Annotated in this window: 21 protein-coding genes; 5 read left to right on the top strand and 16 right to left on the bottom strand. The window is 72.8% G+C overall.

Annotated elements, in window-relative coordinates:
* Positions 1-386 precede the first annotated feature (386 nt).
* Positions 387-1,325 (bottom strand): 2-hydroxyacid dehydrogenase, encoded by a 939-nt coding sequence (locus tag ACFC0G_RS09255; protein WP_376400479.1) that lies wholly within the window; start codon positions 1,323-1,325, stop codon positions 387-389.
* 102 nt (positions 1,326-1,427) lie between these two features.
* On the opposite strand from ACFC0G_RS09255, the gene ACFC0G_RS09260 reads away from it, so the two are divergent.
* The 3 genes from ACFC0G_RS09260 (at position 1,428) to ACFC0G_RS09270 (ending at position 3,994) form a co-directional block, all read left to right on the top strand.
* A complete protein-coding gene (locus ACFC0G_RS09260) occupies positions 1,428-2,450 on the top strand; it encodes an aldo/keto reductase (protein ID WP_376399669.1) in 1,023 nt (340 codons plus the stop codon).
* A 102-nt stretch (positions 2,451-2,552) separates the two neighbouring features.
* The gene (locus ACFC0G_RS09265) at positions 2,553-3,698 is read left to right on the top strand and encodes a PQQ-dependent sugar dehydrogenase (protein ID WP_376399672.1); all 1,146 of its coding nucleotides are present in this window, start codon (positions 2,553-2,555) and stop codon (positions 3,696-3,698) included.
* Positions 3,699-3,712: 14 nt separating this feature from the next.
* Positions 3,713-3,994, top strand: coding sequence for a DUF6191 domain-containing protein (locus ACFC0G_RS09270; protein WP_376400482.1), 282 nt, complete (start codon positions 3,713-3,715; stop codon positions 3,992-3,994).
* On the opposite strand, the gene ACFC0G_RS09275 is transcribed toward ACFC0G_RS09270, so the two are convergent.
* The 6 genes from ACFC0G_RS09275 to ACFC0G_RS09300 all read right to left on the bottom strand — a co-directional run bounded on the left by ACFC0G_RS09275 (position 3,878) and on the right by ACFC0G_RS09300 (position 13,045).
* Positions 3,878-6,934 carry an AAA family ATPase gene (locus ACFC0G_RS09275; RefSeq protein WP_376399675.1) on the bottom strand — a complete coding sequence of 1,019 codons (3,057 nt, stop codon included), beginning with the start codon at positions 6,932-6,934 and terminating at the stop codon, positions 3,878-3,880. The genes ACFC0G_RS09270 and ACFC0G_RS09275 overlap by 117 nt on opposite strands.
* Before the next feature lie 7 nt (positions 6,935-6,941).
* Complete coding sequence (locus tag ACFC0G_RS09280; protein ID WP_376399677.1) at positions 6,942-7,139, bottom strand: hypothetical protein; 198 nt, start codon at positions 7,137-7,139, stop codon at positions 6,942-6,944.
* Positions 7,140-7,299: 160 nt separating this feature from the next.
* Positions 7,300-7,863: a hypothetical protein gene (locus tag ACFC0G_RS09285; protein WP_376399680.1), complete on the bottom strand. Its 564-nt coding sequence runs from the start codon at positions 7,861-7,863 to the stop codon at positions 7,300-7,302.
* Positions 7,864-7,898: 35 nt separating this feature from the next.
* Positions 7,899-8,504: a GNAT family N-acetyltransferase gene (locus ACFC0G_RS09290; RefSeq protein WP_376399683.1), complete on the bottom strand. Its 606-nt coding sequence runs from the start codon at positions 8,502-8,504 to the stop codon at positions 7,899-7,901.
* Positions 8,482-10,746 (bottom strand): MMPL family transporter, encoded by a 2,265-nt coding sequence (locus ACFC0G_RS09295; protein WP_376399686.1) that lies wholly within the window; start codon positions 10,744-10,746, stop codon positions 8,482-8,484. The genes ACFC0G_RS09290 and ACFC0G_RS09295 overlap by 23 nt, the downstream gene beginning before the upstream one ends.
* Positions 10,747-10,942: 196 nt before the next feature.
* Positions 10,943-13,045: a phosphocholine-specific phospholipase C gene (locus ACFC0G_RS09300; RefSeq protein ID WP_376399688.1), complete on the bottom strand. Its 2,103-nt coding sequence runs from the start codon at positions 13,043-13,045 to the stop codon at positions 10,943-10,945.
* Positions 13,046-13,327: 282 nt separating this feature from the next.
* On the opposite strand from ACFC0G_RS09300, the gene ACFC0G_RS09305 reads away from it, so the two are divergent.
* Positions 13,328-13,657, top strand: a complete 330-nt coding sequence (locus ACFC0G_RS09305; protein ID WP_376399691.1) for a hypothetical protein — start codon at positions 13,328-13,330, stop codon at positions 13,655-13,657.
* A gap of 75 nt (positions 13,658-13,732) precedes the next feature.
* On the opposite strand, the gene gatB is transcribed toward ACFC0G_RS09305, so the two are convergent.
* The 9 genes from gatB to ACFC0G_RS09350 form a co-directional block, all read right to left on the bottom strand.
* Positions 13,733-15,244, bottom strand: coding sequence for an Asp-tRNA(Asn)/Glu-tRNA(Gln) amidotransferase subunit GatB (gatB, locus tag ACFC0G_RS09310; protein ID WP_376399693.1), 1,512 nt, complete (start codon positions 15,242-15,244; stop codon positions 13,733-13,735).
* Between the two features lie 29 nt (positions 15,245-15,273).
* Positions 15,274-15,519, bottom strand: a complete 246-nt coding sequence (locus tag ACFC0G_RS09315; RefSeq protein WP_267045990.1) for a hypothetical protein — start codon at positions 15,517-15,519, stop codon at positions 15,274-15,276.
* On the bottom strand, positions 15,516-17,015 hold the full coding sequence (gatA, locus tag ACFC0G_RS09320) for an Asp-tRNA(Asn)/Glu-tRNA(Gln) amidotransferase subunit GatA (RefSeq protein ID WP_376399696.1): 1,500 nt from the start codon (positions 17,013-17,015) through the stop codon (positions 15,516-15,518). The genes ACFC0G_RS09315 and gatA overlap by 4 nt, the downstream gene beginning before the upstream one ends.
* A gap of 6 nt (positions 17,016-17,021) precedes the next feature.
* Positions 17,022-17,318: an Asp-tRNA(Asn)/Glu-tRNA(Gln) amidotransferase subunit GatC gene (gatC, locus tag ACFC0G_RS09325; protein ID WP_015036350.1), complete on the bottom strand. Its 297-nt coding sequence runs from the start codon at positions 17,316-17,318 to the stop codon at positions 17,022-17,024.
* 100 nt (positions 17,319-17,418) lie between these two features.
* Positions 17,419-19,545 (bottom strand): putative bifunctional diguanylate cyclase/phosphodiesterase, encoded by a 2,127-nt coding sequence (locus ACFC0G_RS09330; RefSeq protein WP_376399699.1) that lies wholly within the window; start codon positions 19,543-19,545, stop codon positions 17,419-17,421.
* Between the two features lie 311 nt (positions 19,546-19,856).
* Entirely contained in the window at positions 19,857-22,076 is a 2,220-nt protein-coding gene (gene ligA / locus ACFC0G_RS09335; protein WP_376399702.1) for an NAD-dependent DNA ligase LigA, read from the bottom strand.
* 32 nt (positions 22,077-22,108) lie between these two features.
* The gene (locus ACFC0G_RS09340) at positions 22,109-23,131 is read right to left on the bottom strand and encodes a methionine synthase (protein WP_376399704.1); all 1,023 of its coding nucleotides are present in this window, start codon (positions 23,129-23,131) and stop codon (positions 22,109-22,111) included.
* 10 nt (positions 23,132-23,141) lie between these two features.
* Positions 23,142-23,840: an SDR family oxidoreductase gene (locus tag ACFC0G_RS09345; RefSeq protein WP_376399707.1), complete on the bottom strand. Its 699-nt coding sequence runs from the start codon at positions 23,838-23,840 to the stop codon at positions 23,142-23,144.
* Between the two features lie 7 nt (positions 23,841-23,847).
* Complete coding sequence (locus tag ACFC0G_RS09350) at positions 23,848-24,387, bottom strand: TIGR00730 family Rossman fold protein (RefSeq protein ID WP_376399710.1); 540 nt, start codon at positions 24,385-24,387, stop codon at positions 23,848-23,850.
* Positions 24,388-24,495: 108 nt separating this feature from the next.
* On the opposite strand from ACFC0G_RS09350, the gene ACFC0G_RS09355 reads away from it, so the two are divergent.
* Entirely contained in the window at positions 24,496-25,290 is a 795-nt protein-coding gene (locus ACFC0G_RS09355; protein ID WP_376399712.1) for an alpha/beta fold hydrolase, read from the top strand.
* The last annotated feature ends 10 nt before the right edge of the window (positions 25,291-25,300 follow it).

Consider the following 25,300-nt stretch of genomic DNA (forward strand, 5'->3'; position numbering starts at 1 on the left):
CGGCTCCTCGGCACCCCCGGGGGCGTGCCCGTCGCAGTCGTGCGGTCCGGCGGAGCGGGGTGCGCGGAGCGGCGTGGCCTGGCCCGGCACCGAGCGCGCGAGATCGGCTGCGGGGTGCGGGAGGCCGGCCGGCGGCGTCGCCGCCGGGCCGGATCGTCGGTCCTCCGGCCGTGCTTCACCCGTCGCCCCCCTCGAAATCTGATGACCCGTCACTTCGCTCCCCAGCGTCAGCCCGTCATCGACGCAGCCCCCCACTCCGGGACGATACACCAGGACCGTCACTCAGGGACAGGGGTGGAGTACTCTCCGTGACTACCTGGGGGCTTGTGAGCGGCGCGCGTCGGGGGCGCACTCCGCCCGCCCCGGACCGGCCGGGCCCCTGGGGCTCAGCCGGTGGTGAGGAGGACGTTCGCCAGCTCCTCCCCCGCCGCGAACCGCCGCAGCTGCCCCGCGATCAGCCGCTTCGCGCGCGGCATGAACGCCGAAGTGGAACCGCCCACATGGGGACTGATCAGGACACCGGGAGCGTGCCACAAAGGATGCCCGGCCGGCAGCGGTTCCGGGTCGGTGACGTCGAGCGTCGCCGTGATCCGTCCGCTCTCGACCTCCTTGAGCAGCGCGGCCGTGTCCACGACCGGGCCGCGGGCGACGTTCACGAGCAGCGCGCCGTCCTTCATCCTGGCGAGGAAGCCGGCGTCGGCGAGATGGTGGGTCGCGGGCGTGAGCGGAGTGGACAGCACGACCACGTCGGCCTCCGGGAGCAGGGCGGGCAGCTCCGCGAGCGCGTGGACCGGGCCGCGCTCGGTGGCGCGCGCGGAGCGCGCGACGCGCGCCACCCGCGCGCACTCGAACGGCGCGAGCCGGTCCTCGATGGCGGCGCCGATCGACCCGTACCCCACGATCAGCACGGACTTGTCGGCGAGCGCGGGGTAGAAGCCGGCCCGCCACTCCTCGGCGTCCTGGCCCCGCACGAACCCGGGGATGCCGCGCAGCGAGGCCAGGATCAGCGCGAGCGTGAGCTCGGCGGTGCTGGCCTCGTGCACGCCCTTCGCGTTGCAGACGGCGACCCCGGGCCGCAGCGAGCCGATGCCGGGCGTGACGTGGTCGATGCCCGCGGACAGGGTCTGCACGGCCCGGACCGAGGTCATCGCCGCCAGCGGCCGTACGGCGATCTCCGAGCCCTTCATGTACGGGACCACGTAGAAGGCGCAGCGCGCGGGATCGGCCGGGAAGGTCGGTCCGCCGTCCCAGAAGCGGTAGTTCAGGCCCGACTCGCCCGGTGCGGGGAGTCCTTCGATCTCGTCCGCGGGAACCGGAAGCCACACGTCGGCGGTGCTGTCTTCGAATGTCATGACCGGGAGGCTATGCGAAGAATCCCGTGGGCCATTGGTTACTTTGGGGGACGGCACAGGGAGGGGTACCGGCAGGTGGAGCGCAGGACTATCGGGGCGACGGCGCTCGGCGTGGGTGCGATCGGCCTGGGGTGCATGCCGATGAACTGGGCGTACAGCCGTTCGCAACAACGGGGGGACCGCTCGCTGCGGACCGTGCACACGGCACTGGACGCCGGGGTGACCCTGCTCGACACCGCCGACATGTACGGGCCGTTCACCAACGAGCTGCTGCTGGGGCGGGTGTTGAAGGAGCGGCGGGCGGAGGCCTTCGTCTCGACGAAGTGCGGACTGCTCGTCGGCGACGGCGGCGGGCGGCGGCACGTGGTCGCCAACGGCAGGCCGGGGTACGTGCGTCGGGCCTGCGACGCCTCGCTGCGGCGCCTCCAGACCGATGTGATCGACCTCTACCAGCTCCATCGCGCGGACCCCGAGGTGCCCGTCGAGGAGACCTGGGGCGCGATGGCCGAGCTGGTGTCGGCGGGCAAGGTGCGGGCGCTCGGGCTCTGTGCGGTCGGCACGCGGTCGGCCCGCAGGGGCGCGACGGGCGTCAGCCGCGACGGATACGAGGGAACGATTCGCCAACTGGAGCGGATCCAGCAGGTGTTCCCGGTGGCGGCCGTCGAGGCCGAGCTGTCGGTGTGGTCGCAGGAGGCGCTGGTCCGGCTGCTGCCGTGGTGCGCGGCCCGCGGGGTCGGCTTCCTGGCGGCGATGCCGCTGGGGAACGGTTTCCTCACGGGCACGCTGACCCCGGGCGGCGGCTTCGAGCCGGACGACCCGCGGGCCCGGCACCCCCGGTTCACGGCCGAGATGATGGCGGCGAACCAGCCGCTGGTGGCGGGGTTGCGGCGGGTCGCCGCGCGCCACGGGACCGAGGTCACCCCGGCGCAGGTGGCGCTGGCGTGGGTGCTCGGCCGCGGGCAGCACGTCGTGCCGGTGCCGGGCGCGAAGCGGGAGCGGTGGGTGGTGGAGAACGCGCGGGCGGCCGGGCTGCGGCTGACGGCCGGGGACCTCGCGGAGATCGCGGCGCTGCCGGCGCCCCGGGGGTCGTGGGACTGAGCGCCGCGCGGAAACCGGCGTCGGTGGGCGGGAACCCGATCGGGGCGAGCGGTGTATCAAGGGTGTGAGGATGCCGCTCGACTCGTCGAAGGGGACCGGACCATGAGCCGTCCAGTTGTGCTGAAGGCCCTGTGGGGCGCCGCCGTGCTGGCGCTCGTGGCGGGCTGCTCCTCGGGCGGTACGGAGGACCGTCCGGGTACGGCTCCGCCGACGTCGGCGACGGCCTCCGCGTCGGTGCCGGCCTCGGGGTCCGCGTCCGGGACCGCGTCTCCGGGCGGCGGGCGGGTGTCGGTGGCGGGCACGCTCACCGAGGGGCTGAAGTCTCCCTGGGGCCTCGCCGAGCTGCCGGGGGGCGACCTGCTGGTCTCCTCGCGGGACGAGCGGACGATCACCCGGGTCGACGGGAAGAGCGGCGCGAAGACCCCGCTCGGCGAGGTGCCGGGGGTGGTCCCGGAGGGCGAGGGCGGGCTCATGGGGCTCGCCGTCCACGACGGCTGGGTGTACGCGTATCTGACGGCCGCCTCGGACAACCGCATCGTGCGCATGCGGTACGGCGGCGGGGACGGCGACCGGCTCGGGGCGCCGGAGCCGGTGCTGACCGGCATCCCGAAGGGCGTCGTGCACAACGGCGGGCGGATCGCGTTCGGCCCGGACGGGATGCTGTACGCGGGGACCGGCGAGACGGGCCGGACGGGCCTGGCGCAGGACCGGGGCTCGCTCGGCGGGAAGATCCTGCGGATGACGCCGGAGGGCAGACCGGCGCCGGGCAATCCCTTCGCCGGCTCGGTGGTCTATTCGTACGGGCACCGCAATGTGCAGGGGATCGCCTGGGACACGGCCGGGCGGCTGTGGGCGGCCGAGTTCGGGCAGAACACCTGGGACGAGCTGAATCTGATCGAGCCGGGGAAGAACTACGGCTGGCCCGAGGCCGAGGGGCAGGCGGGCCGGGAGGGGTTCGTGGACCCGGTGGCCCAGTGGCCGACCTCGGAGGCCTCCCCGAGCGGCATCGCGTACGCACGGGGCGCGATCTGGATGGCCGGGCTCAGGGGCGAGCGGCTGTGGCGCGTTCCGCTCTCCGGAGCGGAACGCTCCGGGGACCCCGAGGCGTTCCTGTCAGGTGAGTACGGACGCCTGCGCACGGTCCTCGCCGGGGGCGACGGCCGGCTCTGGCTGGTGAGCAGCGAGACCGACACCCGGGGCACGCCCGAGCCCGGGGACGACAGGATCCTCCGGCTGGAGGTGAGGTGAGGGAGGTGGTGACCGTGTTCGATCCGATCGCGGAGCTCTTCGCGCCGGGACGCCGGCACGCCGAGGAGGAGCTGCGGCGGCAGGCCCTCACCCGGGAGGACCCGGGGGACGCGGATCCGTCGCGCGGCCCGATAGACCTGACCTCGGGCCGCGTGACGATACGGATCCCCCGACCGGGGTCAGAGGGTCGTGCCGAGGAGGTGGAGCCGGTGGGCGAGGGCGGCGGCTTCGCCTCGGCCGGCGACGCCGAGCTTGGCGAGGATGTTGGAGACGTGGACGCTCGCCGTCTTCGGTGAGATGAAGAGCTCCTCGGCGATCTGCCGGTTGGTGCGGCCGGCCGCGACCAGGCGCAGGACGTCCTGCTCGCGCGGGGTCAGGCCGAAGCTGTCGTCGCCGGGCTCCGCGGCCGTCGCGGGCTGCTTGTCGGGGGCCAGGGAGAGGCGGGCACGGGCGGCGAGGAGTTCCACGTCCTCGCGGAGCGGGCGGGCCCCGAGACGGACGGCGGTGGCGTGGGCCTCGCGGAGCAGGGCCGTGGCCTCCTCCCGGTGGCCGCCCTCGACGAGCAGGGCGTCGGCGAGGCGGTGGCGGGCGCGGGCCAGCTGGGCGGGGCGGTCCAGCGGTTCGTAGGCGGCGACGGCCTCGGTCCAGCGGGCGGCTGACTCGCGGCCCTCGGCGCGGGCCAGCTCCTGGGAGACCTGGAGGGAGTGGGCGGCCCAGATCGGGGCGGGGGCGGCGAGGGCACGGAGGCCGCGGCGGATCATGGCGAGCGCCTCGGCGCGGCCCTCGTCGGCCGCGGGCAGGCCCCGGCTGTCGGCCTCGGCGGCGGCGGCCGTGAGGAGGAGCGGCCAGCCGTAGCGGTGGGTGCCGGGCGGGAATCCTGCCTCCGTGGCGGCGGCGAGCTGGGCCCGGACGTCCTGGACGCGGCCCTCGGCGGCGGCCACGGCGATCGCGACCTGGGCCATGGGCAGGGTGTACTGCGGGATCGGGTCGCGGGTGCCGTAGACGGCGCAGGCGGCGGCGAGGTGGCGGGTGGCCGCGTCGAGCTCGCCCCGCGCGGCGGCGAGCTGGGCGAGGCGGAGGGAGGCCGAGCCCCGGGGCTTGGTGCCGGAGGCCGAGCTCTGGAGCCGCTCGGCGGCCTCCCGGGCCTCGTCCCAGCGGCCCAGGGAGAGGAGGGACTCGGCGCGGTTGGCCTCGATCCAGCCGACGCTGCCGACGAGTCCGTACGTGCGGGCGAGGCGGATGCCGGAGTCGGCGATCTCGACGGCCTCGCCGGAGCGGCCGAGGGACTCCAGGGCGGAGGAGATGTTGATGTGGGCGCGCGCGGCCTCGCTGAACTGGCCGAGGGACGTGGTCCGTTCCCGTACCTCGTGCATCTCGGCGAGGCCGGCCTCGACGTCCCCCGCGGCGGTCATGATGGTGCCCAGGGTGAGGCGGGCGTTGAGTTCGATCGACTCGGCCTTGACGTGCCGGGCGTACTCGACGGCGCGTTCGGCGGCGGTGAGGGCCTCGGGGCCGGGGTTGCGGAGCATGCCCCAGCCGGCGGCGCCGACGAGGACGACGGCGTGGACGGCGGACGGCGGGAGGCCCTTGACGAGTTCTTGGGCGCGGGCGATCTCCTCCCAGCCGTCGCCGCGGCCGAGGTTGGACTGGAAGCGGGCCCGCTCGGTCCAGAACCAGGCGGCGCGCAGGGGGTCGTTCACCTCCTCGCCGTCGAGGAGGCGCAGCGCCATCCGGCCGATCTTCAGGGCGCGTTCGTGTTCGCCGCTGAACCGGGCGGCGACGGCGGCCTCGGCGAGGAGGTCGAGGTAGCTCAGCGGGGTGGTCTCGGGGTCGCAGCCGCACGCGGGGTAGGCCTCGGCGTAGTCCATGGGCCGGAGTCCGCGGCGGATCTCGGCGGGGGCCTCGTCCCAGAGCTCCATGGCCCGCTCCAGGAGCCGGAGCTGCTCGGCGTACGCGTGGCGCTTGCGGGTGGCGACGGAGGCGCGGAGGACGGCCGGCAGGGCCTTGGCCGGGTCGTGCGCGTGGTACCAGTACGTGGCGAGCCGGGTGGCCCGCTCGTCGGGCCGGACGAGCGCGGGGTCGGCCTCCAGGGCCTCGGCGTAGCGGCGGTTGAGGCGGGAGCGTTCACCGGGGAGCAGGTCGTCGCTGACGGCCTCGCGGACGAGGGAGTGGCGGAAGCGGTAGCCGTCGCCGTCGGGGACGGCGAGCAGGATGTTGGCGCCGACGCAGGCCCGCAGCGCCTCGATGAGCTCGTCCTCGGTGAGCCGGGAGACGGCGGCGAGCAGGCCGTACTCGACGGTGGAGCCGCCCTCGGCGACGATCCTGGCGACCCGCTGGGCGTCCTCGGAGAGCGTCTCGACCCGGACGAGCAGGAGGTCGCGCAGGGAGTCGCTGAGCTGGCCGGGGGCGCAGCCGGCCTCGTGGGAGACGACGAGCTCCTCGACGAAGAAGGCGTTGCCGTCGGAGCGTTCGAAGATCTCCTCGGCGAGCCCGGGTGCGGGTTCGGCGGCGAGGATGCCGGTGAGCTGGCGGTGCACCTCGGTGCGGGTGAAGCGGGAGAGCTCGATGCGGCGGATGGTGCGGAGCCGGTCGAGTTCGGCGAGGAGGGGGCGCAGGGGGTGGCGGCGGTGGATGTCGTCGGCGCGGTAGCTGGCGACGACCACGATCCGGCCGCGGCGGAGGGTGCGGAGGAGGTAGGTGAGCAGGTGCCGGGTGGAGGTGTCGGCCCAGTGCAGGTCCTCCAGGACGAGCACGATCGTACGGTCGGCGGCGAGCCGCTCCAGGAGCCGTACGGTGAGTTCGAAGAGGCGTGCGGTGGAGTCCTCCTCGGAGGACTCGTGGCTGCCGGGGTCGCCGAGTTCGGGCAGCAGTCGGGCGAGCTCGCCCTCCTGGCCGTCGGCGGCGGCGGTCAGTTCGTCGGGCAGCTTGCGGCGGAGCGAGCGCAGGGCGGTGGCGAAGGGCGCGAAGGGCAGTCCGTCGGCGCCGAGCTCCACGCAGCCGCCGACGGCGACGACGGCTCCCCGGTCGCAGGCGGTGTCGAGGAACTCCTCGATGAGCCGGGTCTTGCCGACCCCCGCCTCCCCGCCGACGAGCAGGGCCTGGGGCTCTCCCGCGGTCGCGCGGGAGAGCGCCTCGGTGAGGGCGGTGAGTTCGCCGGCTCGGCCGACGAAGACGGGACTGACTGACCTGGTCTCCACGGCGCCGAGCATCGCACAACCATCCGTACGGTCGCTCATACGGGGGTCACGCGGCCCGGACGAAGTGACCGCGTCCGGCGCCGCTCACCTGCCCCTCCGTGTCATGGCCCCCATTGCGGCGACCGAAGCGGCGCAGGCCCCGGGCGGAGCCGGTGGACTCGGCGGCCTCGTGGGTCAGTCGCTGTGCGGCGGCCTCACGGACGAGCTGGGCGTGGTTCATGCGGTGGAGTTCGTACTCGAACATCGTGTGCTCCCTGGTGGCTTCGGGTTTCGGTATCGCTCCTTGCGATGCCTCTACTCTCGGCTCCCAGGGGGTGCGGTCACATCGGGCGAGTGCCGCATGTTCGGGGTACGGGGGGCCTTAGGCGGGCCCTGGGGGGTCCTTAGGCGGCTCGGTGCCCGACTCAGGACCCGGTGGTGGGCAGGCTCAGGAAGAGGTCGAAGTAGGTACCGACCGACAGGAGCAGCCCGAGGCCGCCCAGGACGGCGCCGGCGAGGGCGACCGCCCGGACCCAGGCGGGGCGCTCGGGGCGGACGAGGACCAGGACGAGGACGGCGGTGACGAGCGCGAGCAGCGCGAAGACGCCGTTGACCAGGGCGGTGCTGTGCCAGGCGTCTCCGTAGATCTCGGAGATCTGCTGGGCCGGGGTGCCGGACTGGGAGTGGATCTGCCCGATGAGCGTCTCGCGCTCGGAGACGACCTTGGCCGTCCAGGTGCCGGTGAGCGCGACGGCGCCGAGGGCGGCGGAGACCACGGCCGCGCCGCCGGCGCCGACGCCCGTGCCGGCGGAGACCTCGGCCGGCACCTCGTCGTCGTCCGCGTCGTCCGCCTCGTCGGCCTCGTCAAGGGCGTCCTGGGCGGCCGGCTCCGCGGTGGCCTCCGCAGCCGCCTCGACCTCCGGGGAGGCCTCGGTCTTCGGCTCCGTCGCCGTCTCTTCGGTCTTCTCGTCGGTCTTCGTGATGTCCATGCGGCGCACGCTAGGCGGCCCACATGAGAACGGCCTTAAGACGCCGTGGCCGCCGTCTCGGCGGTGATCTCGGCAGCGGTCTCGGCGGCGGTCTTGGCCGCGCGCCACTCGGGCGCGAGGACGGCCCAGATCTCGGTGTCGGAGCGGGTGCCGCGGTACGGGTAGTTCTCGCGCAGCACGCCCTCCCGGGTCATCCCGAGGCGGCGGGCGACGGCGATGCTCGGCTCGTTCTTGGAGGAGGCGTGCCATTCGACGCGGTGGATGCCGCGCTCCTCGATCGCCCAGTCGATGATGACCCGGCAGGCCCGGGTGATCAGGCCCTTCCCTGCGGCGGAGGGCTCCAGCCAGCAGCCCGCCTCGGCCATGCCGTACGCGACGTCCATGGTCCGGAAGAGGACGCCGCCGACGAGCGTGCCGTCGGTCCAGATGCCGTAGATGCGTCCGGCGTCGTTCGCGGCCTTCTCGGCGTACGACTGGAGGTAGGCGCGGGCGGAGTCGAGGTCCGCGACGACGTCCGGGAGGCCGATGTGCTGCCCGACGAACTCCCGGCCCCGGTCCATGTGGGCGAGGAACTCCTCCGCCTGCCAGGGCTCCAGGGGCCGCAGCTCGGCGCCGTCGTCACCCAGCGATATCGCGAACATCGTCGTTCTCCTCGACCGTCGGAATCGTCGTCATGCGTTGCCCCGGGATCTTCGCACGGGCGTCCGCCGCGGCGCGGCACTCGGGCGGCTCGATGCTGATCCGGGGCAGGATCCGGTCGAGCCGCTTCGGCAGCCACCAGTTCGCCCCGCCGAGCATGTGCATGAGCGCGGGGACGAGCAGGGTGCGCAGGACGAAGGCGTCGAGGGCGACGGCCGCGGCGAGCGCGATGCCGAACATCGCGATGACGCGGTCGCCGGAGAGGACGAAGGCGAGGAAGACCGCGATCATGATGACGGCGGCGGAGTTGATCACCCGGCTGGTCTCGGCGAGGCCGACCCGGACCGCCCGCCGGTTGTCGCCGGTCTCCAGCCACTCCTCGTACATCCGGCTGACCAGGAAGACCTGGTAGTCCATGGAGAGCCCGAAGAGGACGGAGACCATGATCACGGGGAGGAAGGGTTCGATCGGTCCGGCGCTGCCGAGACCGAGGAGCTCGCTCCCCCAGCCCCACTGGAAGATCGCCACGACGATGCCGAAGGCCGCGGCGACGGCGGCGACGTTCATGGCGGCGGCCTTGAGCGGGATGCCGATCGAGCGGAAGGCCAGCAGGAGCAGCAGACAGCCGAGGGCGATGACGACGCCGACGAAGAGCGGCAGCTTGCCGACGATGATCTCGGCGAAGTCGTCGTAGGAGGCGGTGACGCCGCCGACGTGCACGTCCAGCGAGGTGCCGGCCTCGGCCTTCGGGAGGACGTCCTGGCGGAGCCGGTCGACGAGCTCGCTGGTCGCCTTGGACTGGGGCGAGGAGTCGGGGACGACGGTGAGGACGGCGGTGTCGCCGGCGCTGTTGTACGTGACCGGGGAGACGGACGCGACCCCGTGGGTGGCGGAGAGCGCGGTCGGCAGCTGGTCGAGGGCGACCCGGTCGTCGGCGCCGTCCAGCCCGGCGACGAGGGTGAGGGGCCCGTTGACGCCCGGCCCGAAGCCGTCGGCGATCAGGTCGTACGCCTGCCGGGTGGTCGCGGTGGCCGGCCCGTTGCCCTGGTCGGAGGTGCCGAGGTGGAGCGAGAGGGTGGGCAGCGCGAGGACGGTCATGACGACGGCGGCGACGGCCCCGAGCAGCTTCGGGTGGCGCTCGACGAAGGCGGACCAGCGGGCGGCGAAGCCGGTGGGGAGCTCGGGCTGCGGCCCGCGCTCGGCGAGGGCCCGCCGCTCGCGCCGGGACAGGGCGCGCATGCCGATGAGCGAGAGGAGCGCGGGCAGCAGGGTGATGGAGGCGGCGACCGTGAGGACGACGGTGAGGGAGGCGGCGATGGCGACGCCGTTGAGGAAGCTGAGCCGCAGGATCAGCATGCCGAGCAGGGCGATGCAGACGGTGGCCCCGGCGAAGACGACGGCGCGGCCGGTGGTGGCGACGGCGATCTCGGCGGCCTCGGGGACGGGGAGACCGCGTTTGAGGCCCTTCCGGTGCCGGGTGACGATGAAGAGCGCGTAGTCGATGCCGACGCCGAGGCCGACGAGCATGCCCAGCATGGGCGCGAAGTCGGCGACGGTCATCAGGTGGCCGAGCAGGACGATCCCGGAGTACGCGATGCCGACGCTGACCAGCGCGGTCGCGATGGGGAGCACGGAGGCGGCGAGCGAGCCGAAGGCGAGGAAGAGGACGAGGGCCGCGACGGCGACGCCGACGACCTCGGCGATGTGGCCGCCGGGGGCCTCGGTGAGGGCGACGGCGGTGCCGCCCAGCTCGACCTGGAGGCCTTCGCTCCCCGCCTCGGCCGCCTTCGCGGTGTCGACGAGGGCCTCGGCCTGGGCCGGGGGGATGTCGTCGGCCTGCGCGTCGAAGGTGACGGTGGCGTAGGCGGTGCGCCCGTCCTCGCTGATCTGCCCCGCGGTGTCCGCGGCGGCCGCGGTGTCTCCGTAAGGAGAGGTCACGGCGGCGATCCCGGGGAGCTCGGCGACCTTGTCGAGCATCGCGGTCATGCGCTGCTCGACGGCGTCGGCGCGGACGCTGCCCTGCTCGGTGTGCCAGACGATGGTGTCGCTGTCGCCGCCGAGGCCGTGGAAGCCGCGGTCGAGGAGGGCGGTGGCCCGGCCGGATTCGGTGCCGGGGACCTCGTAGTCGTTGGAGTACGCGTTTCCGGCCAGGACCGCACCGGTGCCGACTCCGCCGAGGGCGAGGAGCCAGAGGAGAACGACGACGAGACGGTGCCGGATGCACCATCGGGCGATGGCTGCCAAAGGACGTGCTCCCTGGATGGTTCGTGGATCTTGCACGGGAGCGGCCCGAGAAGAACGCATGACCTAATTGCGCCCACTCTTGCAGCCAAAACTGATCGTTTGCCCCTTTCGTGTCGATGCTCACAGCCGTGTGCGGGGTTCGGGACCGAAGTCCCTGCCCCCGCACACGGAGGGGAGTCGCCCGGAGACGGTGGGGTCAGCCGGAGACGCTGGGGCGCCCGTTCTCGATGTGGCCCATGAGGCGGCGGCGGAAGCCACCGGGCGCGGTGACCTCGACGTCGTACCAGCCGTGCGCGTCGGCGGCCGAGTGCACGACCGTACGGGTCTTCCCGGGCTTCACGGTGACCGTGCGGGTCCAGTCGGCGAGGTCGCGCTCGTCGACGTACCCGAGCGACCGGACGGTGAAGGCGAGCGCGGCCGGGCCCGTGTTCCGTACGGTGAGGTGCAGGTCACGGTCGTGGTGGTCGAGGCGCGAGGCGAGCTCGGCGCCGCCGGCGGCGGGGCCCTCGAACTCGCGGCGGAAGCCGTTCGGGCCGGTGATCGTGAAGCGGTAATGATCACCCGTAACGGGGACGGTCCACTCCCCCGCCCCCCTGACGTCCCGGTGCTGCGGGACGGCGAACTCGCCCGCGTACGGATAGAGGGCGAAGTGCGCGCTCGCCCTGCCGGTGTTCCGCAGGGCCACGGTCACGGCACCCGGCGCGACGATCGCGGCGGCGTCCGGCTGGTACGGCAGGGGGCGGGCCGGGCGGGTTCCGGGCTCCTGGACGGGCATCCGCTGGACGGCCGGGGGCTGGGGCCGCCAGCGGCCGGTGAACGGCGGGATCGGGCCGGGCTGCTCGACGGGCGGCTGCCGACGGCCCCGCTTGAAGTCGAACGCGGAGGTGAGGTCGCCGGTGACGGCCCGGCGCCAGGGCGTGATGTTGGGCTCGGCGATCCCGGTCAGCTTCTCCAGGAAGCGGATCACGGAAGTGTGGTCGAAGGTCTCGGAGCAGACGTAGCCGCCGACCGACCAGGGGGAGACGACGAGCAGCGGGACACGGATGCCGAGGCCGGTGGGCTGGCCCTTCCAGCGCTCGTCCGTGTTGTCGGCCGGCGGGACGGGCGGCGGCACGTGGTCGAAGAAGCCGTCGTTCTCGTCGTAGTTGATCAGGACGACGGTGTGGCGCCAGACGTCCGGGTGCGAGCCGAGGGCGTCGAGCACCTTGTAGACCAGGCTCGCGGAGGCGACCGGCGAGGAGGAGCCGGGGTGCTCGGAGTCGATCGCGGAGGGCACGAGGTAGGAGACCTCGGGGAGCGTGCCGGCGGCGATGTCGGCGCGGAAGGCGTCGGCGAGGGTGCCGCTCTCGACGCGGCGCAGTCCGCGCTCGAAGAGGGAGCGCTCGGCCTCGGTGAGGCCGGCGACGCCCTCCTCCAGGAGGCCGAGGAGGCGGGTCCGCTCGGTCGGGTCGTCGGTGTCGCGGACGGCCGCGTAGAAGGACTCCATGAAGGTGTGTCCGCCGGTCCCGGCGAGCGCCTTGCGGGCGATGTTCTTGAAGGTGGTGAAGAACTCGATGTTGTTGTCGGTGAAGTTCTCCCACTCCGTGTACGTCTTCCAGCTCCGCCCGGCGGCTTCGAGCCGCTCGGCGTAGGTGGGCCAGCCGTATCCGGGGTGGGTGCCCTCGGCGTAGGCGGCGTTGGTGACGGCCCGGCTGCCGTCGGCCTCGAAGCCGGTCCAGCCGGACCAGAGGTGGTTGCGGTTGGGGCTCGTCGAGGTGTGGATCGACGAGTGGTAGGCGTCGCAGATGGTGAAGGTGTCGGCGAGCTCGTAGTGCAGGGGGATGTCCTGCCGGTCGTAGTACGCCATGGTGGCGGCGGTCTTGGCCGAGACCCAGCCGTCCATCCAGCCGCCGCGCCAGGCCTTGCCGCCGCCGCTCCAGGAGTGGTCGAGGTCGCCGATGTACTGGAGGTCCTTCTGCTGCGTCTCGGCGGCGCCGCGGATCGGGAACGGCAGCACGGTCCGGCCGAGCGCGGCCGGCTGCTCGAACACCGGCTTGCCGGAGGGCAGTTCGATGGCGTTGCGGTCGCCGAATCCGCGGACGCCGCGGAGGGTGCCGAAGTAGTGGTCGAAGGAACGGTTCTCCTGCATGAGGATCACCACGTGCCGGACCGCCCCCAGCCCGCCGGCCGGCGGCTCCGCGGCCATCGCGGTCTGCAAGGACGGCGGCAGCAGCGAGCCGGCCGCGGCGACACCGAGGGCGCCGCCGCCCAGTGCGAGGAGCCTTCTGCGGGACAGCTCGGGTGACTTCTCGGATGACAAGACCGACCTCCAGTCGACGGCCAATGGTTCGCCTTCGAGCCATTGGTTGGTACGCCGGGGACGGTAGTGAGGCGGGATGACGCCGAGAAGACCCCTCGGGGACACGGCGGTGAACGCCCACGCACAAACATTCCAGTTTATGGGCCGCCCATTCGGGAACGCCGGGGGCGCATCAATTCCCGGGAAATGCGCCGCTATTGCGCCGGGCAGCGCTCCATTGCCCGGCACCCGAATACGCCTCTACCCTCGAATCACCTGCTCGACAATTCCTTGGGGGTGGTAATGAGGCTTCGCCTGATTTCTCTCCACTGCACGACGACGGAGGACGACAGGGGGGAGGACGAACAGCGCCTGCTGGTCAACGGGGTTCAGGTGTGGGGTGCGGAATCGCCGGGCCTGAACAACGGAGACACCGCGGACCTGTCCGCCGTCCCGCTGGTCGACTTCGGCACCCGCGCCCGCGTAGAACTCTTCGACGACGATTCCCCGGACGACGACGACCTTCTCGGCCGCTTTTACGCGGGCCGGTCACAACTGGGCCAAGGCGAACTGGAGTACAAGTTCACCGAGGACGACGCCGACTACACCCTGACCTACGAGGTGCTCGCCTAGACCACCCCATGAGGAAGGGGCGGTACGGCCGTCTCACGACAGCCGTACCGCCCCTCGTCACGCGTCCTTCGGGCCTCAGCCCTCGCTGACGCCCAGCTTCTCCAGGATCAGGTCCTTGACCTTCGCCGCGTCCGCCTGGCCGCGGGTGGCCTTCATGACCGCGCCCACGAGAGCGCCGACCGCCGCGACCTTGCCGCCGCGGATCTTGTCCGCGATGGCCGCGTTGCCCGCGATGGCCTCGTCGACCGCCGTGCCGAGCGCGCCGTCGTCGGAGACGACCTTCAGACCGCGCTTCTCGACGACCTCGTCCGGGGTGCCCTCGCCCGCGAGAACGCCCTCGATGACCTGGCGGGCCAGCTTGTCGTTCAGATCGCCGGCGGCGACCAGGGCGGAGACCCGGGCCACGTCCGACGGCGTGATCGCCAGCTCCTCCAGGGAGACGCCCTGCTCGTTGGAGGAGCGGGCGAGCTCGCCCATCCACCACTTGCGGGCCGAGGTCGCGTCCGCGCCCGCCTCGATCGTGGCGACGATCGAGTCGACCGCGCCCGCGTTGAGGATGGACTGCATGTCCAGCTCGGACACGCCCCACTCCTCGCGCAGCCGGTTGCGGCGAACCCGCGGCAGCTCGGGCAGACCGCCCCGCAGCTCCTCGACCCAGGCGCGGGCCGGGGCGACGGGCACGAGGTCGGGCTCCGGGAAGTACCGGTAGTCCTCGGCGTTGTCCTTGATGCGGCCGGAGGTGGTGGAGCCGTCGTCCTCGTGGAAGTGACGGGTCTCCTGCACGATCGTGCCACCGGAGGTGAGCACGGCCGCGTGGCGCTGGATCTCGAAGCGCGCCGCGCGCTCCACCGAACGGAGCGAGTTGACGTTCTTCGTCTCCGAGCGGGTGCCGAACTTCTCGACGCCGTGCGGGCGCAGCGACAGGTTCACGTCGCAGCGCATCTGGCCCTTGTCCATGCGCGCCTCGGAGACACCGAGGGCGCGGATCAGCTCGCGCAGCTCGGCGACGTACGCCTTGGCGACCTCGGGGGCCCGCTCGCCCGCGCCCTCGATCGGCTTGGTGACGATCTCGATGAGCGGGATGCCGGCCCGGTTGTAGTCGAGCAGGGAGTGCGAGGCGCCGTGGATGCGGCCGGTCGCGCCACCGATGTGGGTGGACTTGCCGGTGTCCTCCTCCATGTGGGCGCGCTCGATCTCCACGCGGAAGATCTCGCCGTCCTCCAGCTGGACGTCCAGATAGCCGTTGAAGGCGATCGGCTCGTCGTACTGGGAGGTCTGGAAGTTCTTCGGCATGTCCGGATAGAAGTAGTTCTTCCGGGCGAAGCGGCACCACTCGGCGATCTCGCAGTTCAGCGCGAGACCGATCTTGATGGCGGACTCGATGCCGATCGCGTTGACGACCGGCAGCGAGCCGGGCAGGCCGAGGCAGGTCGGGCACGTCTGCGAGTTCGGCTCCGCGCCCAGCTCGGTCGAGCAGCCGCAGAACATCTTCGTCTTGGTGCCGAGCTCGACATGGACCTCCAGGCCCATGACGGGGTCGAACGCCGCGAGGGCCGCGTCGTACGACAGCAGTTCAGTGACAGTCACGGTGAGAATTCCCTCTGATGCCTTCGGCCTCAGCCGAACAGGACGTCGTCGTCACCGATGCGCTTGAGCTCGCGCACGAGGAGAGCGACGCCGGTGGCGATGGCGGCGGCGGAGACGACGGCGTCGAGCAGCTTGAGCGTGTCGTGCTCACTGCGGGCCGCACGGCCCCGCTTGACCACGCCCAGCAGGCCGAACGCGGTGGTGCCGATGGACAGGTACGTGCCGGTCTTGGACTTCTTGAAGCCCTTGGCCTTCTGCAGTGCACTGGTACTCACAGCGACGGAGCCTCCTCGAGCAGCGGATGCCCCCACTTTTCCACGAACGCGGCCTCGACGGCGGCGCCGACCTTGTACAGACGGTCGTCCTTGAGGGCGGGAGCGATGATCTGCAGACCGACCGGCAGCCCGTCCTCGGGCGCGAGGCCGCAGGGAAGCGACATCGCGGCGTTGCCGGCCAGGTTGGTCGGGATGGTGCACAGGTCCGCGAGGTACATCGCCATCGGGTCGTCGGCGCGCTCGCCGATCGGGAAGGCCGTGGTGGGGGTCGTCGGGGAGACGATCACGTCCACCTCCTCGAAGGCCTTCTCGAACTCGCGGGTGATGAGGGTGCGGACCTTCTGGGCCGAGCCGTAGTACGCGTCGTAGTAGCCGGAGCTCAGCGCGTACGTACCGAGGATGATGCGGCGCTTGACCTCGTCGCCGAAGCCGGCCTCACGGGTGAGGGCGGTGACGTCCTCGGCGGACCGCGTGCCGTCGTCGCCGACCCGCAGGCCGTAACGCATGGCGTCGAAGCGGGCCAGGTTCGAGGAGCACTCGGACGGCGCGATCAGGTAGTACGCCGAGAGGGCCAGGTCGAAGGTCGGGCAGTCCAGCTCGACGATCTCGGCGCCCAGCGACTTGAGCAGCTCGACGGACTCGTCGAAGCGCTGCACGACACCGGCCTGGTAGCCCTCGCCGCGGAACTGCTTGACGACGCCGACGCGCATGCCGGCGACCGTGCCGTTGCGCGCGGCCTCGACGACCGGCGGGACCGGGGCGTCGATGGACGTCGAGTCGAGCGGGTCGTGCCCGGCGATCGCCTCGTGCAGGAGGGCCGCGTCCAGGACCGTACGGGCGCAGGGGCCGCCCTGGTCGAGGGAGGAGGAGAAGGCCACCATGCCGTAGCGGGAGACCGCGCCGTAGGTCGGCTTGACGCCGACGGTGCCGGTGACGGCGGCGGGCTGGCGGATGGAGCCGCCGGTGTCCGTGCCGATGGCGAGCGGGGCCTCGTACGCGGCGAGGGCGGCCGAGGAGCCACCGCCGGAGCCGCCGGGGATCCGGGTCAGGTCCCAGGGGTTGCCGGTCGGGCCGTAGGCGCTGTTCTCCGTGGAGGAGCCCATCGCGAACTCGTCCATGTTGGTCTTGCCGAGGATGACGACGTCGGCGGCCTTGAGGTTCTTGACCAGGGTCGCGTCGTACGGCGGGATCCAGCCCTCCAGCATCTTCGAACCGACGGTCGTCGGAATGCCGACCGTGGTGAAGATGTCCTTGAGCGCGAGCGGGACGCCGGCGAGCGGGCCGAGCTTCTCGCCGCGGGCACGCTTCTCGTCGACGGCGCGCGCCTGCGCGAGGGCGCCCTCGCGGTCGACGTGCAGGAAGGCGTGGACCTTCTCGTCGACGGCCTCGATACGGGCGAGGTGGGCCTCGGTGACCTCGACGGCGGTGAGCTCGCCCGCGGCGATCTTCCCGGCGATCTCGGCGGCCGTGAGCTTGATGATGATGTTGTCCGTCATGACTTCTTAGTCCTCCCCCAGGATCTGCGGCACCTTGAAACGCTGCTGCTCCTGGGCCGGGGCGCCGGAGAGCGCCTGCTCGGGGGTGAGCGACGGACGGACCTCGTCCGCGCGCATGACATTGGTCAGCGGCAGCGGGTGAGAGGTCGGCGGTACGTCTTGGTCGGCGACCTCGGAGACGCGGGCGACCGCGCCGATGATGTCGTCGAGCTGGCCGGCGAAGTGATCGAGTTCTTCGCCCTTCAGCTCCAGACGCGCCAGCCGTGCGAGGTGGGCGACCTCCTCGCGCGTGATGCCAGGCATGCGGATCCTCACGGGGTGAGCTTGATGGTGTTGGCCCATCCTATGGGGCCGGTGCCGCTCCCCGTGCCGTTACCCCTCTCCGCCCCCGGCCGGGTCGCCCCTACTGCACGACCTGGCCCGAGGGGTGGTCGAGGTCGACCTCGGCGGCGAGGTCGGCGGCGATGTCGACGGGGCGGCGCCAGCCGTGCTCGCCGCGGGCCAGGAGCCAGGCGGTCGCCTCGGCGGGCGGCATCGCGGCGGCGACCAGCCAGCCCTGGACCGCGTCGCAGCCCAGGTCGCGGAGGCGCTCCCAGGTCTCGTCGTCCTCCACTCCCTCGGCGACGACGAGGAGGCCGAGGGAGTGGGCGAGGTCGAGGGTGCAGCGGACGATCTCGGCGTCCTCGGTGTCGACGGCGAGCCGGGCGACGAAGGAGCGGTCGATCTTCAGTTCGCTGACGGGCAGCCGGCGCAGGTGGACGAGCGAGGAGTAGCCGGTGCCGAAGTCGTCGAGGGACATCTTGACGCCGTGGCCGGTGAGGCCGTTGAGCGTGTCGGCGGCCCGCTGGGGGTCCTCCAGGAGCACGTGCTCCGTTATCTCCAGCTGGAGGGCGCCGGCCGGGACGCCGTGGCGGGCGAGGCGGGCGGCGACGGCGCCCGCGAAGCCGGGGGTGTGGACGTCGCGCGGCGAGACGTTGACGGCGACCGGGACGTTGAGGCCCTGCGCGCGCCAGCGGGCGACCTGCGCGAGGGCGGTCTCCAGGACGTACTCGGTGAGGTGGGGCATCAGGCCGGAGGACTCGGCGATGGCGATGAACTCGTCCGGCGGGACCTTTCCGCGCTCCGGGTGGACCCAGCGGACGAGCGCCTCCAGGCCCGCGACCTGGCCGTCGAAGCGGACCTTGGGCTGGTAGTGGAGTTCGACCTCGCCGGCGTCGAGGGCGCGGCGCAGGTCGCCGAGGAGTCCGAGCCGGTCGGGGGTGTTGGAGTCGCGCTTCGACTCGTAGACCTCGACGCCCGTGCGGTCGCGCTTGGCCTGGTACATGGCGACGTCGGCGCGGCGCAGCAGGCCCTCGGCGTCGAGGGCGTGGTCGGGGAAGACGGCGACGCCGGCGCTGGCCTCCAGGACGAGGGTGAGTCCGTCGAGGTCGAGCGGGGAGGAGAGTTCGGCGACGAGGTGGCGGGCGACGCGCTGGGCGCTGGTGGTGGAGTCGCAGGTGGGCAGCAGGACGGCGAACTCGTCGCCGCCGAGCCGGGCGGCCTCGGCGCCGCGGGGCAGGGCGAGGCGGAGCCGCTCGGCGATCTGGAGGAGCAGCCGGTCGCCCGCGAGGTGTCCGAGGGTGTCGTTGACCGAGCGGAACCGGTCGAGGTCGATCAGGACGAGGGCGGCGCGGGCGCCTTCTCCCTCGGCCTCCTCCAGGGCCGTCCAGGCCCGCTCCAGGAGCCACTGGCGGTTGGGGAGCCCGGTCAGCGGGTCGCGCAGCTGTTCCTCGGCGCGGGCGCGGGCGATCCAGAGGGTGGAGTCGAGGGCGATGAGGGGGACGGCGAAGAGGGGCAGGAGGACGGGCCGGGTGGCGGCGACGACGCAGATGAGCGGGGCGATGCCGAGCAGGGCGACGGCGACGAGCCCCTGCCGGAGGAGGGCGGTGCGGGCGATGGTGGGCAGTCCGCGGCCCTGGGGCGCGAGCGTGTACCACAGCAGGACCCGGGTCACCACGAGGTAGGCGGCCGCGGCGAGGACGACCTCCGGGACGTCCCCGATCGTCCAGTCGAGGGGCTGCCAGGGCTGCTCGACGGACGGTACGTCGCCGAAGAGGGCGAGGACGAGGGCGGCGGCGCCGACCCCGAGGACGTCGGCGGCGCCGTGCAGCAGGCCCTGTCGCCAGCGGTGCCGGCGGGCGGCGCCGACGAGGGCGACGACGGTCAGCGAGACGAGTCCGGCGGGCACCCAGCCGTACAGCAGGAGGACGGCGAGGGTGAGGGCGGCGCCGGAGCCCGTGCCGCCCCACCAGCGGTCGCGGCCGAGCGCGACCAGGTGGCCGACGATGAGGCCGGTGAGGACGGCGAGGGACCAGCCGGTGCCGCCGCCGGGGAAGAGTCCATGGCCGGTGCTCAGGGCCCGCTGGAGGCCGACGACGAGCACGACGGCGGCGATGCCCACCACGGCTGCGGGCAGCCGGGAGGTCAGGCCCGTGGGGACCACACGGCCGTACGGCCGTGGGGCCGGGGCGGCGCTCTCGGTCGGTTCCATTCCCGTCCCTCTCACAGGCGGCGGTGCCGTCGGTGTGCGATGGGCCGCGCTCGCGCGGCCGGTCCGTCGTCCGGCCGTCCGCCATGCGACCGCCACCGGGCGGCCGTTCCTCATGCCACTGGGCCGTTCGTCCTTGCGCGCACGACCGGCAGCCCTCGCGCGGACGTGCGGGACAGGACGCACAGTCACCACAGTAGGCCGCCGAGGGCTCCGACGGGCAGCGCTCTCCCTCTCTTGCCCGAATGCGGCCTGGCCACCCGTAACGATCTGGTATGCGCCGAACGGGTGACCTCTGGCGGGGCCGGCAGCGGCTATTCGGCGACCGGCACCGCGGCCTCGCGAGCGGCTTCGGGACCTTGTTCGAGCAGGACCGAGAAGCCTTCCTCGTCCAGAACCGGAACCTTCAGCTGCATCGCCTTGTCGTACTTCGAACCAGGGTTTTCGCCGACCACCACGAAGGCGGTCTTCTTCGAAACGGAACCGGTCACCTTCGCTCCGAGCGCCTGGAGGGACTCTTTTGCGCCATCCCTGGTGAACTTCTCCAGGGTGCCGGTCACGACGACCGTGAGACCTTCCAGCGGACGCGGTCCCACGTCCTCCCCGGCGCCCTCGTCCTCAAGCGACACTCCGGCGGCGCGCCACTTGCGCACGATCTCGCGGTGCCATTCCTCGGCGAACCACTGCTTCACCGCGGTCGCGATGATCCCGCCGACGCCGTCGACGGCCGCCAGCTCCTCCTCGCTCGCCTGCTCGATCCGCTCCAGGGAGCGGAACTCACGGGCCAGCGCCTCGGCCGCGACCGGACCCACGTGCCGGATCGACAGGCCGTTGATGAAGCGGGCGAGCGGCCGCTCCTTGGCCGCCGCGATGTTCTCCAGCATCGCCAGGGCGTTCTTCTTCGGCTCGCCCTTCTGGTTGGCGAAGATCGTGACGATCTTCTCCTCGCCGGTCTTCGGGTCGCGCTTGGGCAGCCCGCTGTCCGGGTCGAGGACGTACGCCTTGATCGGAAGGAGCTGCTCGATGGTGAGGTCGAAGAGGTCGCCCTCGTCGACGAGCGGCGGCGATGGGGGTGCCCCCTGCTCGAGCGAAGCCGAGAGCTTGGGGGACGGCGGAAGGGGGTTGGTCAGCGCCGCCGCGGCCACCGCGCCGAAGTTCTCGATGTCCAGGCACTGGCGCCCGGCCAGGAAGAAGAGCCGCTCGCGCAGCTGGGCCGGGCAGGTCCGGGCGTTCGGGCAGCGGAGGTCGATGTCGCCCTCCTTCATCGCCTTCAGCGGCGTCCCGCACTCGGGGCACTCGGCGGGCATCACGAACTCCCGCTCGCTGCCGTCCCGCAGGTCGGCGACGGGCCCGAGGATCTCGGGGATCACGTCACCGGCCTTGCGCAGCACGACCGTGTCGCCGATCAGCACGCCCTTGGCCTTCACCACCTCCTGGTTGTGGAGGGTGGCGAACTCGACCTCGGACCCGGCCACCGTCACCGGCTCCACCTGCGCGTACGGCGTGACGCGCCCGGTGCGGCCGACGCCGACCTTGATGTCGACCAGCTTGGTGTTGACCTCCTCCGGCGCGTACTTCCAGGCGATGGCCCAGCGGGGGGCGCGCGCCGTGGAGCCGAGCCGGCCCTGGAGGGGGATCTCGTCGAGCTTGACGACGACCCCGTCGATCTCGTGCTCCACGGAGTGGCGGTTCTCGCCGAAGTACGCGATGAAATCCCGCACGCCGTCGAGCGAGTCGACCACGCGGTTGTGCCGGGCGGTCGGCAGGCCCCACTCGTGGAGCAGTTCGTACGTCTCCGAGAGCCGGGAGATCTCGAAGCCCTCGCGGGCGCCGATGCCGTGCACCACCATGTGGAGCGGGCGGGAGGCCGTGACCTTGGGGTCCTTCTGGCGCAGCGAACCGGCGGCCGCGTTGCGCGGGTTGGCGAAGGGCTTGTCCCCCGCCTCCACCAGGCGGGCGTTGAGCCCCTCGAAGGCCTCCATCGGGAAGTAGACCTCGCCGCGGATCTCGACGAGGTCCGGGACGCGGTCGCCGTGCAGCCGGTCCGGGATGTCGGCGATCGTCCGCACGTTGGGCGTGATGTCCTCGCCCGTGCGGCCGTCGCCGCGGGTCGCGGCCCGGGTCAGCCGCCCGTGCTCGTACGTCAGGTTCACGGCGAGGCCGTCGACCTTGAGCTCGCACAGGTAGTGGTAGTCGGGGGTGCCGACGTCCCGCGCGATCCGCTCGGCCCAGGCGGCGAGTTCCTCGTCGTCGAAGGCGTTGTCCAGCGAGAGCATGCGCTCGCGGTGCTCGACGGAGGTGAAGTCGGTCTCGTACTGCCCGGCGACCTTCTGGGTCGGCGAGTCCGGCGTCCGCAGCTCCGGGTACGCCTCCTCCAGCGCTTCGAGCTCGCGCAGGAGCGTGTCGAACTCGCCGTCGCTGACGACCGGCTGGTCCTTCACGTAGTACCGGAAGCGGTGCTCCTCGACCCGCTCCGCGAGCTCGGCGTGCTTCTCCCGTGCCTCGGCGGGCAGGGCCCCCTGTTCGACTGCCACCTTCGTCCGTCCTCCCGTGCCTCGAAACCCGGTCACTCTGGGTTGTCCGCGAGCGATCTCGCCGCCTTGGCGCAATGGGCGAGCGCCGCACGGGCATAGGCGGGCGAAGCGCCCGCGAGCCCGCACGTGGGAGTGATGACCACGGACTCCGCGAGAGTCCCCGGATTCAGCCCCAGCCTGCGCCACAGCGTCCTGACACCCATGACGCTACCGCCCGGGTCCGACAACGGGCCGTCGGTGGACGGCACCACACCGGCGAAGAGCTTCGTCCCGGCCTCCACGGCCTCGCCGATCGTCTCCTCGTCACGTTCGGTGAGGAGCCCGAAGTCGAACGAGACCCCGGCGACGCCGGCCCTGCGCAGCAGCGCGAAGGGGACGTCGGGGGCGCAGGAGTGGACGACGACCGGACCGTCGTGGACCGTGGCGACGTCCCGCAGGGCGCTCTCCACGACCTGCCGGTCGACGGCCCGGTAGGTGCGGTAGCCGCTGGCGGTGCGGACCTGCCCGCGCAGGACGGCGGTGAGCGAGGGCTCGTCGAGCTGGAGGACGATCCGGGCCCCGGGGATCCGCTTGGCCAGCTCCGCGAGGTGGGTGCGGAGCCCCTCGGCGAGGGAGCCCACCAGGTCGCGGCAGGCGCCCGCGTCGCGGAGGGCCGCTTCGCCGCCGCGCAGCTCCAGGGCCGCGGCGAGCGTCCACGGGCCGACGGCCTGGACCTTGAGCGGGCCCTCGTACCCCTGAGTGAACTCCTCCAGGGCGTCCAGGTCCTCGCCGAGCCAGGAGCGGGCCCGCTTGGTGTCGCGGCCGGGCCGGTCGCTGATCCGCCAGCCGCTCGGCTCGACGTGCGCGTACAGGTCGACGAGCATCCCGATGGTCCGGCCGATCATGTCGGCGCCGGGCCCGCGGGCCGGCAGCTCCGGCAGGAACGGGAAGTGCTCGAAGGAGCCGGTGGCCGCCCTGGCGGCCTCCCGGGCGTCGCCGCCGGGCAGGGACCCGACGCCGGTGGCGGGGCCGAAGACGCTCGTGGCGCCCGTGGTGCTCGTGTCGGGGTCGCTCATGTCCACCGTCCTACCGGCCCGGACGGACGGTCAGGTCGTTGATCTCGGCGTCGCGCGGCAGGTCGATCGCGGTGAGGATCGCCGTCGCGACCGACTCCGGGTCGATCCACTTCGACGCGTCGTACTCCTTGCCCTCCTGCTGGTGCACCTTCGCCTGCATCGGGCTCGCGGTGCGGCCCGGGTAGACCGAGGTCACCCGCACGCCGTTGGCGTGCTCCTCGTGGCGCAGGGAGTCGGCGAGGGCCTTGAGGCCGTGCTTGGAGGCGGCGTACGCGCTCCACTCGGCGTGCGCGGCGAGCCCGGCGCCCGAGTTCACGAAGACGACGTGGCCCTGGGAGACCCGCAGCTGGGGCAGGAGGTGCCGGGTCAGCTCGGCCGGGGCGATCAGGTTGACGTTGAGCTGGTGGTGCCAGGTCTTCGGGGTGAGGTCCCCGACCGGTCCGAGGTCGACGACGCCCGCGATGTGCAGCAGGCTGTCCACCTGCTCCGGCATGCTCTGGTGCGAGAAGGCCCAGGACAGCCGGTCCGGGTCGGCCAGGTCCCCGACGAGGGTCCGCGCGCCGGGGAACCGCGCGGCGAGTTCCTTGGCCCGCCCCGCGTCGCGCGCGTGCAGCACGAGTTCGTCCCCGCGCGCGTGGAGGCGGCGCGCGACGGCCGCGCCGATGCCGGAACCGGCTCCGGTGATCACATGTGTAGCCATGGGCACCATGCTCGCATCAGCGGGAGGCGATGTTCCCCTCCAGGTACGCGAGGGCCGTCGGGCCGTCCTCCGCGAAAAGGACGAGGTCGGCGAGCGGCATCGGCAGGAAGCCCTCGTCCTCCATGCGGCGGAGCTGGGTCTTCAGACCGTCGTAGAAGCCCGCCGTGTTGAGCAGGACCACCGGCTTGGTGTGCTTGCCGTGCTTCTTCAGTTCCAGGATCTCGGTGGCCTCGTCGAGCGTGCCGATGCCGCCGACCATGACCACGATCGCGTCGGACTTGGCGAGGAGGAGCGCCTTGCGCTCGGCCAGGTCCCGGGCGACGACCATCTCGTCCGTGCCCGGGCGGGCCTTGGACTGGAGGAACTCGACGGAGACGCCGACGAGCCGGCCGCCCGCCCCCTGGACGCCGTCCGCGACGACCTTCATCAGGCCCGTGTCGGAGCCGCCCCAGACGAGGGTGTGGCCGGCCTTGCCGAGGAGGCCGGCGAACTCGCGCGCCGGAGCGGTGTAGTGCTCGTCGAGGTCGGCGGCGGAGAGGAAGACGCAGATGTTCATGCGCTCCACGGTAGAGGGTGTCCGGGCCTGACCAGCGGCTTCCAAGATTCTTCGGGAAATCCCGGCGCGCGGCGATGAGTTCCGGTGCCGGGCCGGGTCTGCACTGCCATGGACGAGGTGGACACCACGCTGAGCAGGGTCCGGGGACGGGTCACGTCACGGGACGGGACGACGATCGCGTACGAGCGGTACGGGGACGGGGACGGACCGCCGCTGGTCCTGGTGAGCGGGGCGCTGTGCACGGCCGCGAGCGAGCGGCCCCTCGCGGGGCTCCTGGCCGGGCGCTTCTCGGTCGTGACGTACGACCGGCGGGGGCGCGGCGGGAGCGGCGACACCGGGCCGTACGCGGTGGAGCGGGAGATCGAGGACCTGGCGGCGGTCGTCGGGGAGGCCGGGAGCGGCGCGGCCCTGCACGGGGTGGGCACGGGGGGCGCCCTGGTGCTCGCCGCGGTGGCCGCCGGTCTGTCGGCCGGGCCGGTGTCGGTGTACGAGCCGCCGTACTCGGCGGAGGCCGCCGCGCTGCACGGCCGGGCGGCGGCGCTGCTCGACCGGGGGCAGCGGGGCGCGGCCTTCGACCTGTTCCTGGCGGAGTCGGCCGTACCGGCGGAGGCGTGGCTCGGGCGGGAGGAGCTGGCGGCGACGCTCGCGTACGACCACGCCGTCCTCGGTGACGGGACGGTGCCGGAGCGGCGGTTCGCCGGGGTCCACGCGCGCGTGCTGGTCGTCGACGGGGGCGCGAGCCCGGCGTGGACGCGCCGGGCGGCCCGCGCCCTGACGGCGGCGCTCCCCCGGGCCCGCCACCGCACCCTGACGGGCCAGACGTACGAGGTGGCCCCGCACGTCCTGGCTCCGGTCCTGGAGGAGTTCCTGGCGGAGGAGCGGGAGACGAGCGGGGCTGGCTAGGACCTGTGCG

Source organism: Streptomyces sp. NPDC056169, assembly GCF_042268445.1.
Classification (GTDB): Bacteria; Actinomycetota; Actinomycetes; order Streptomycetales; family Streptomycetaceae; genus Streptomyces.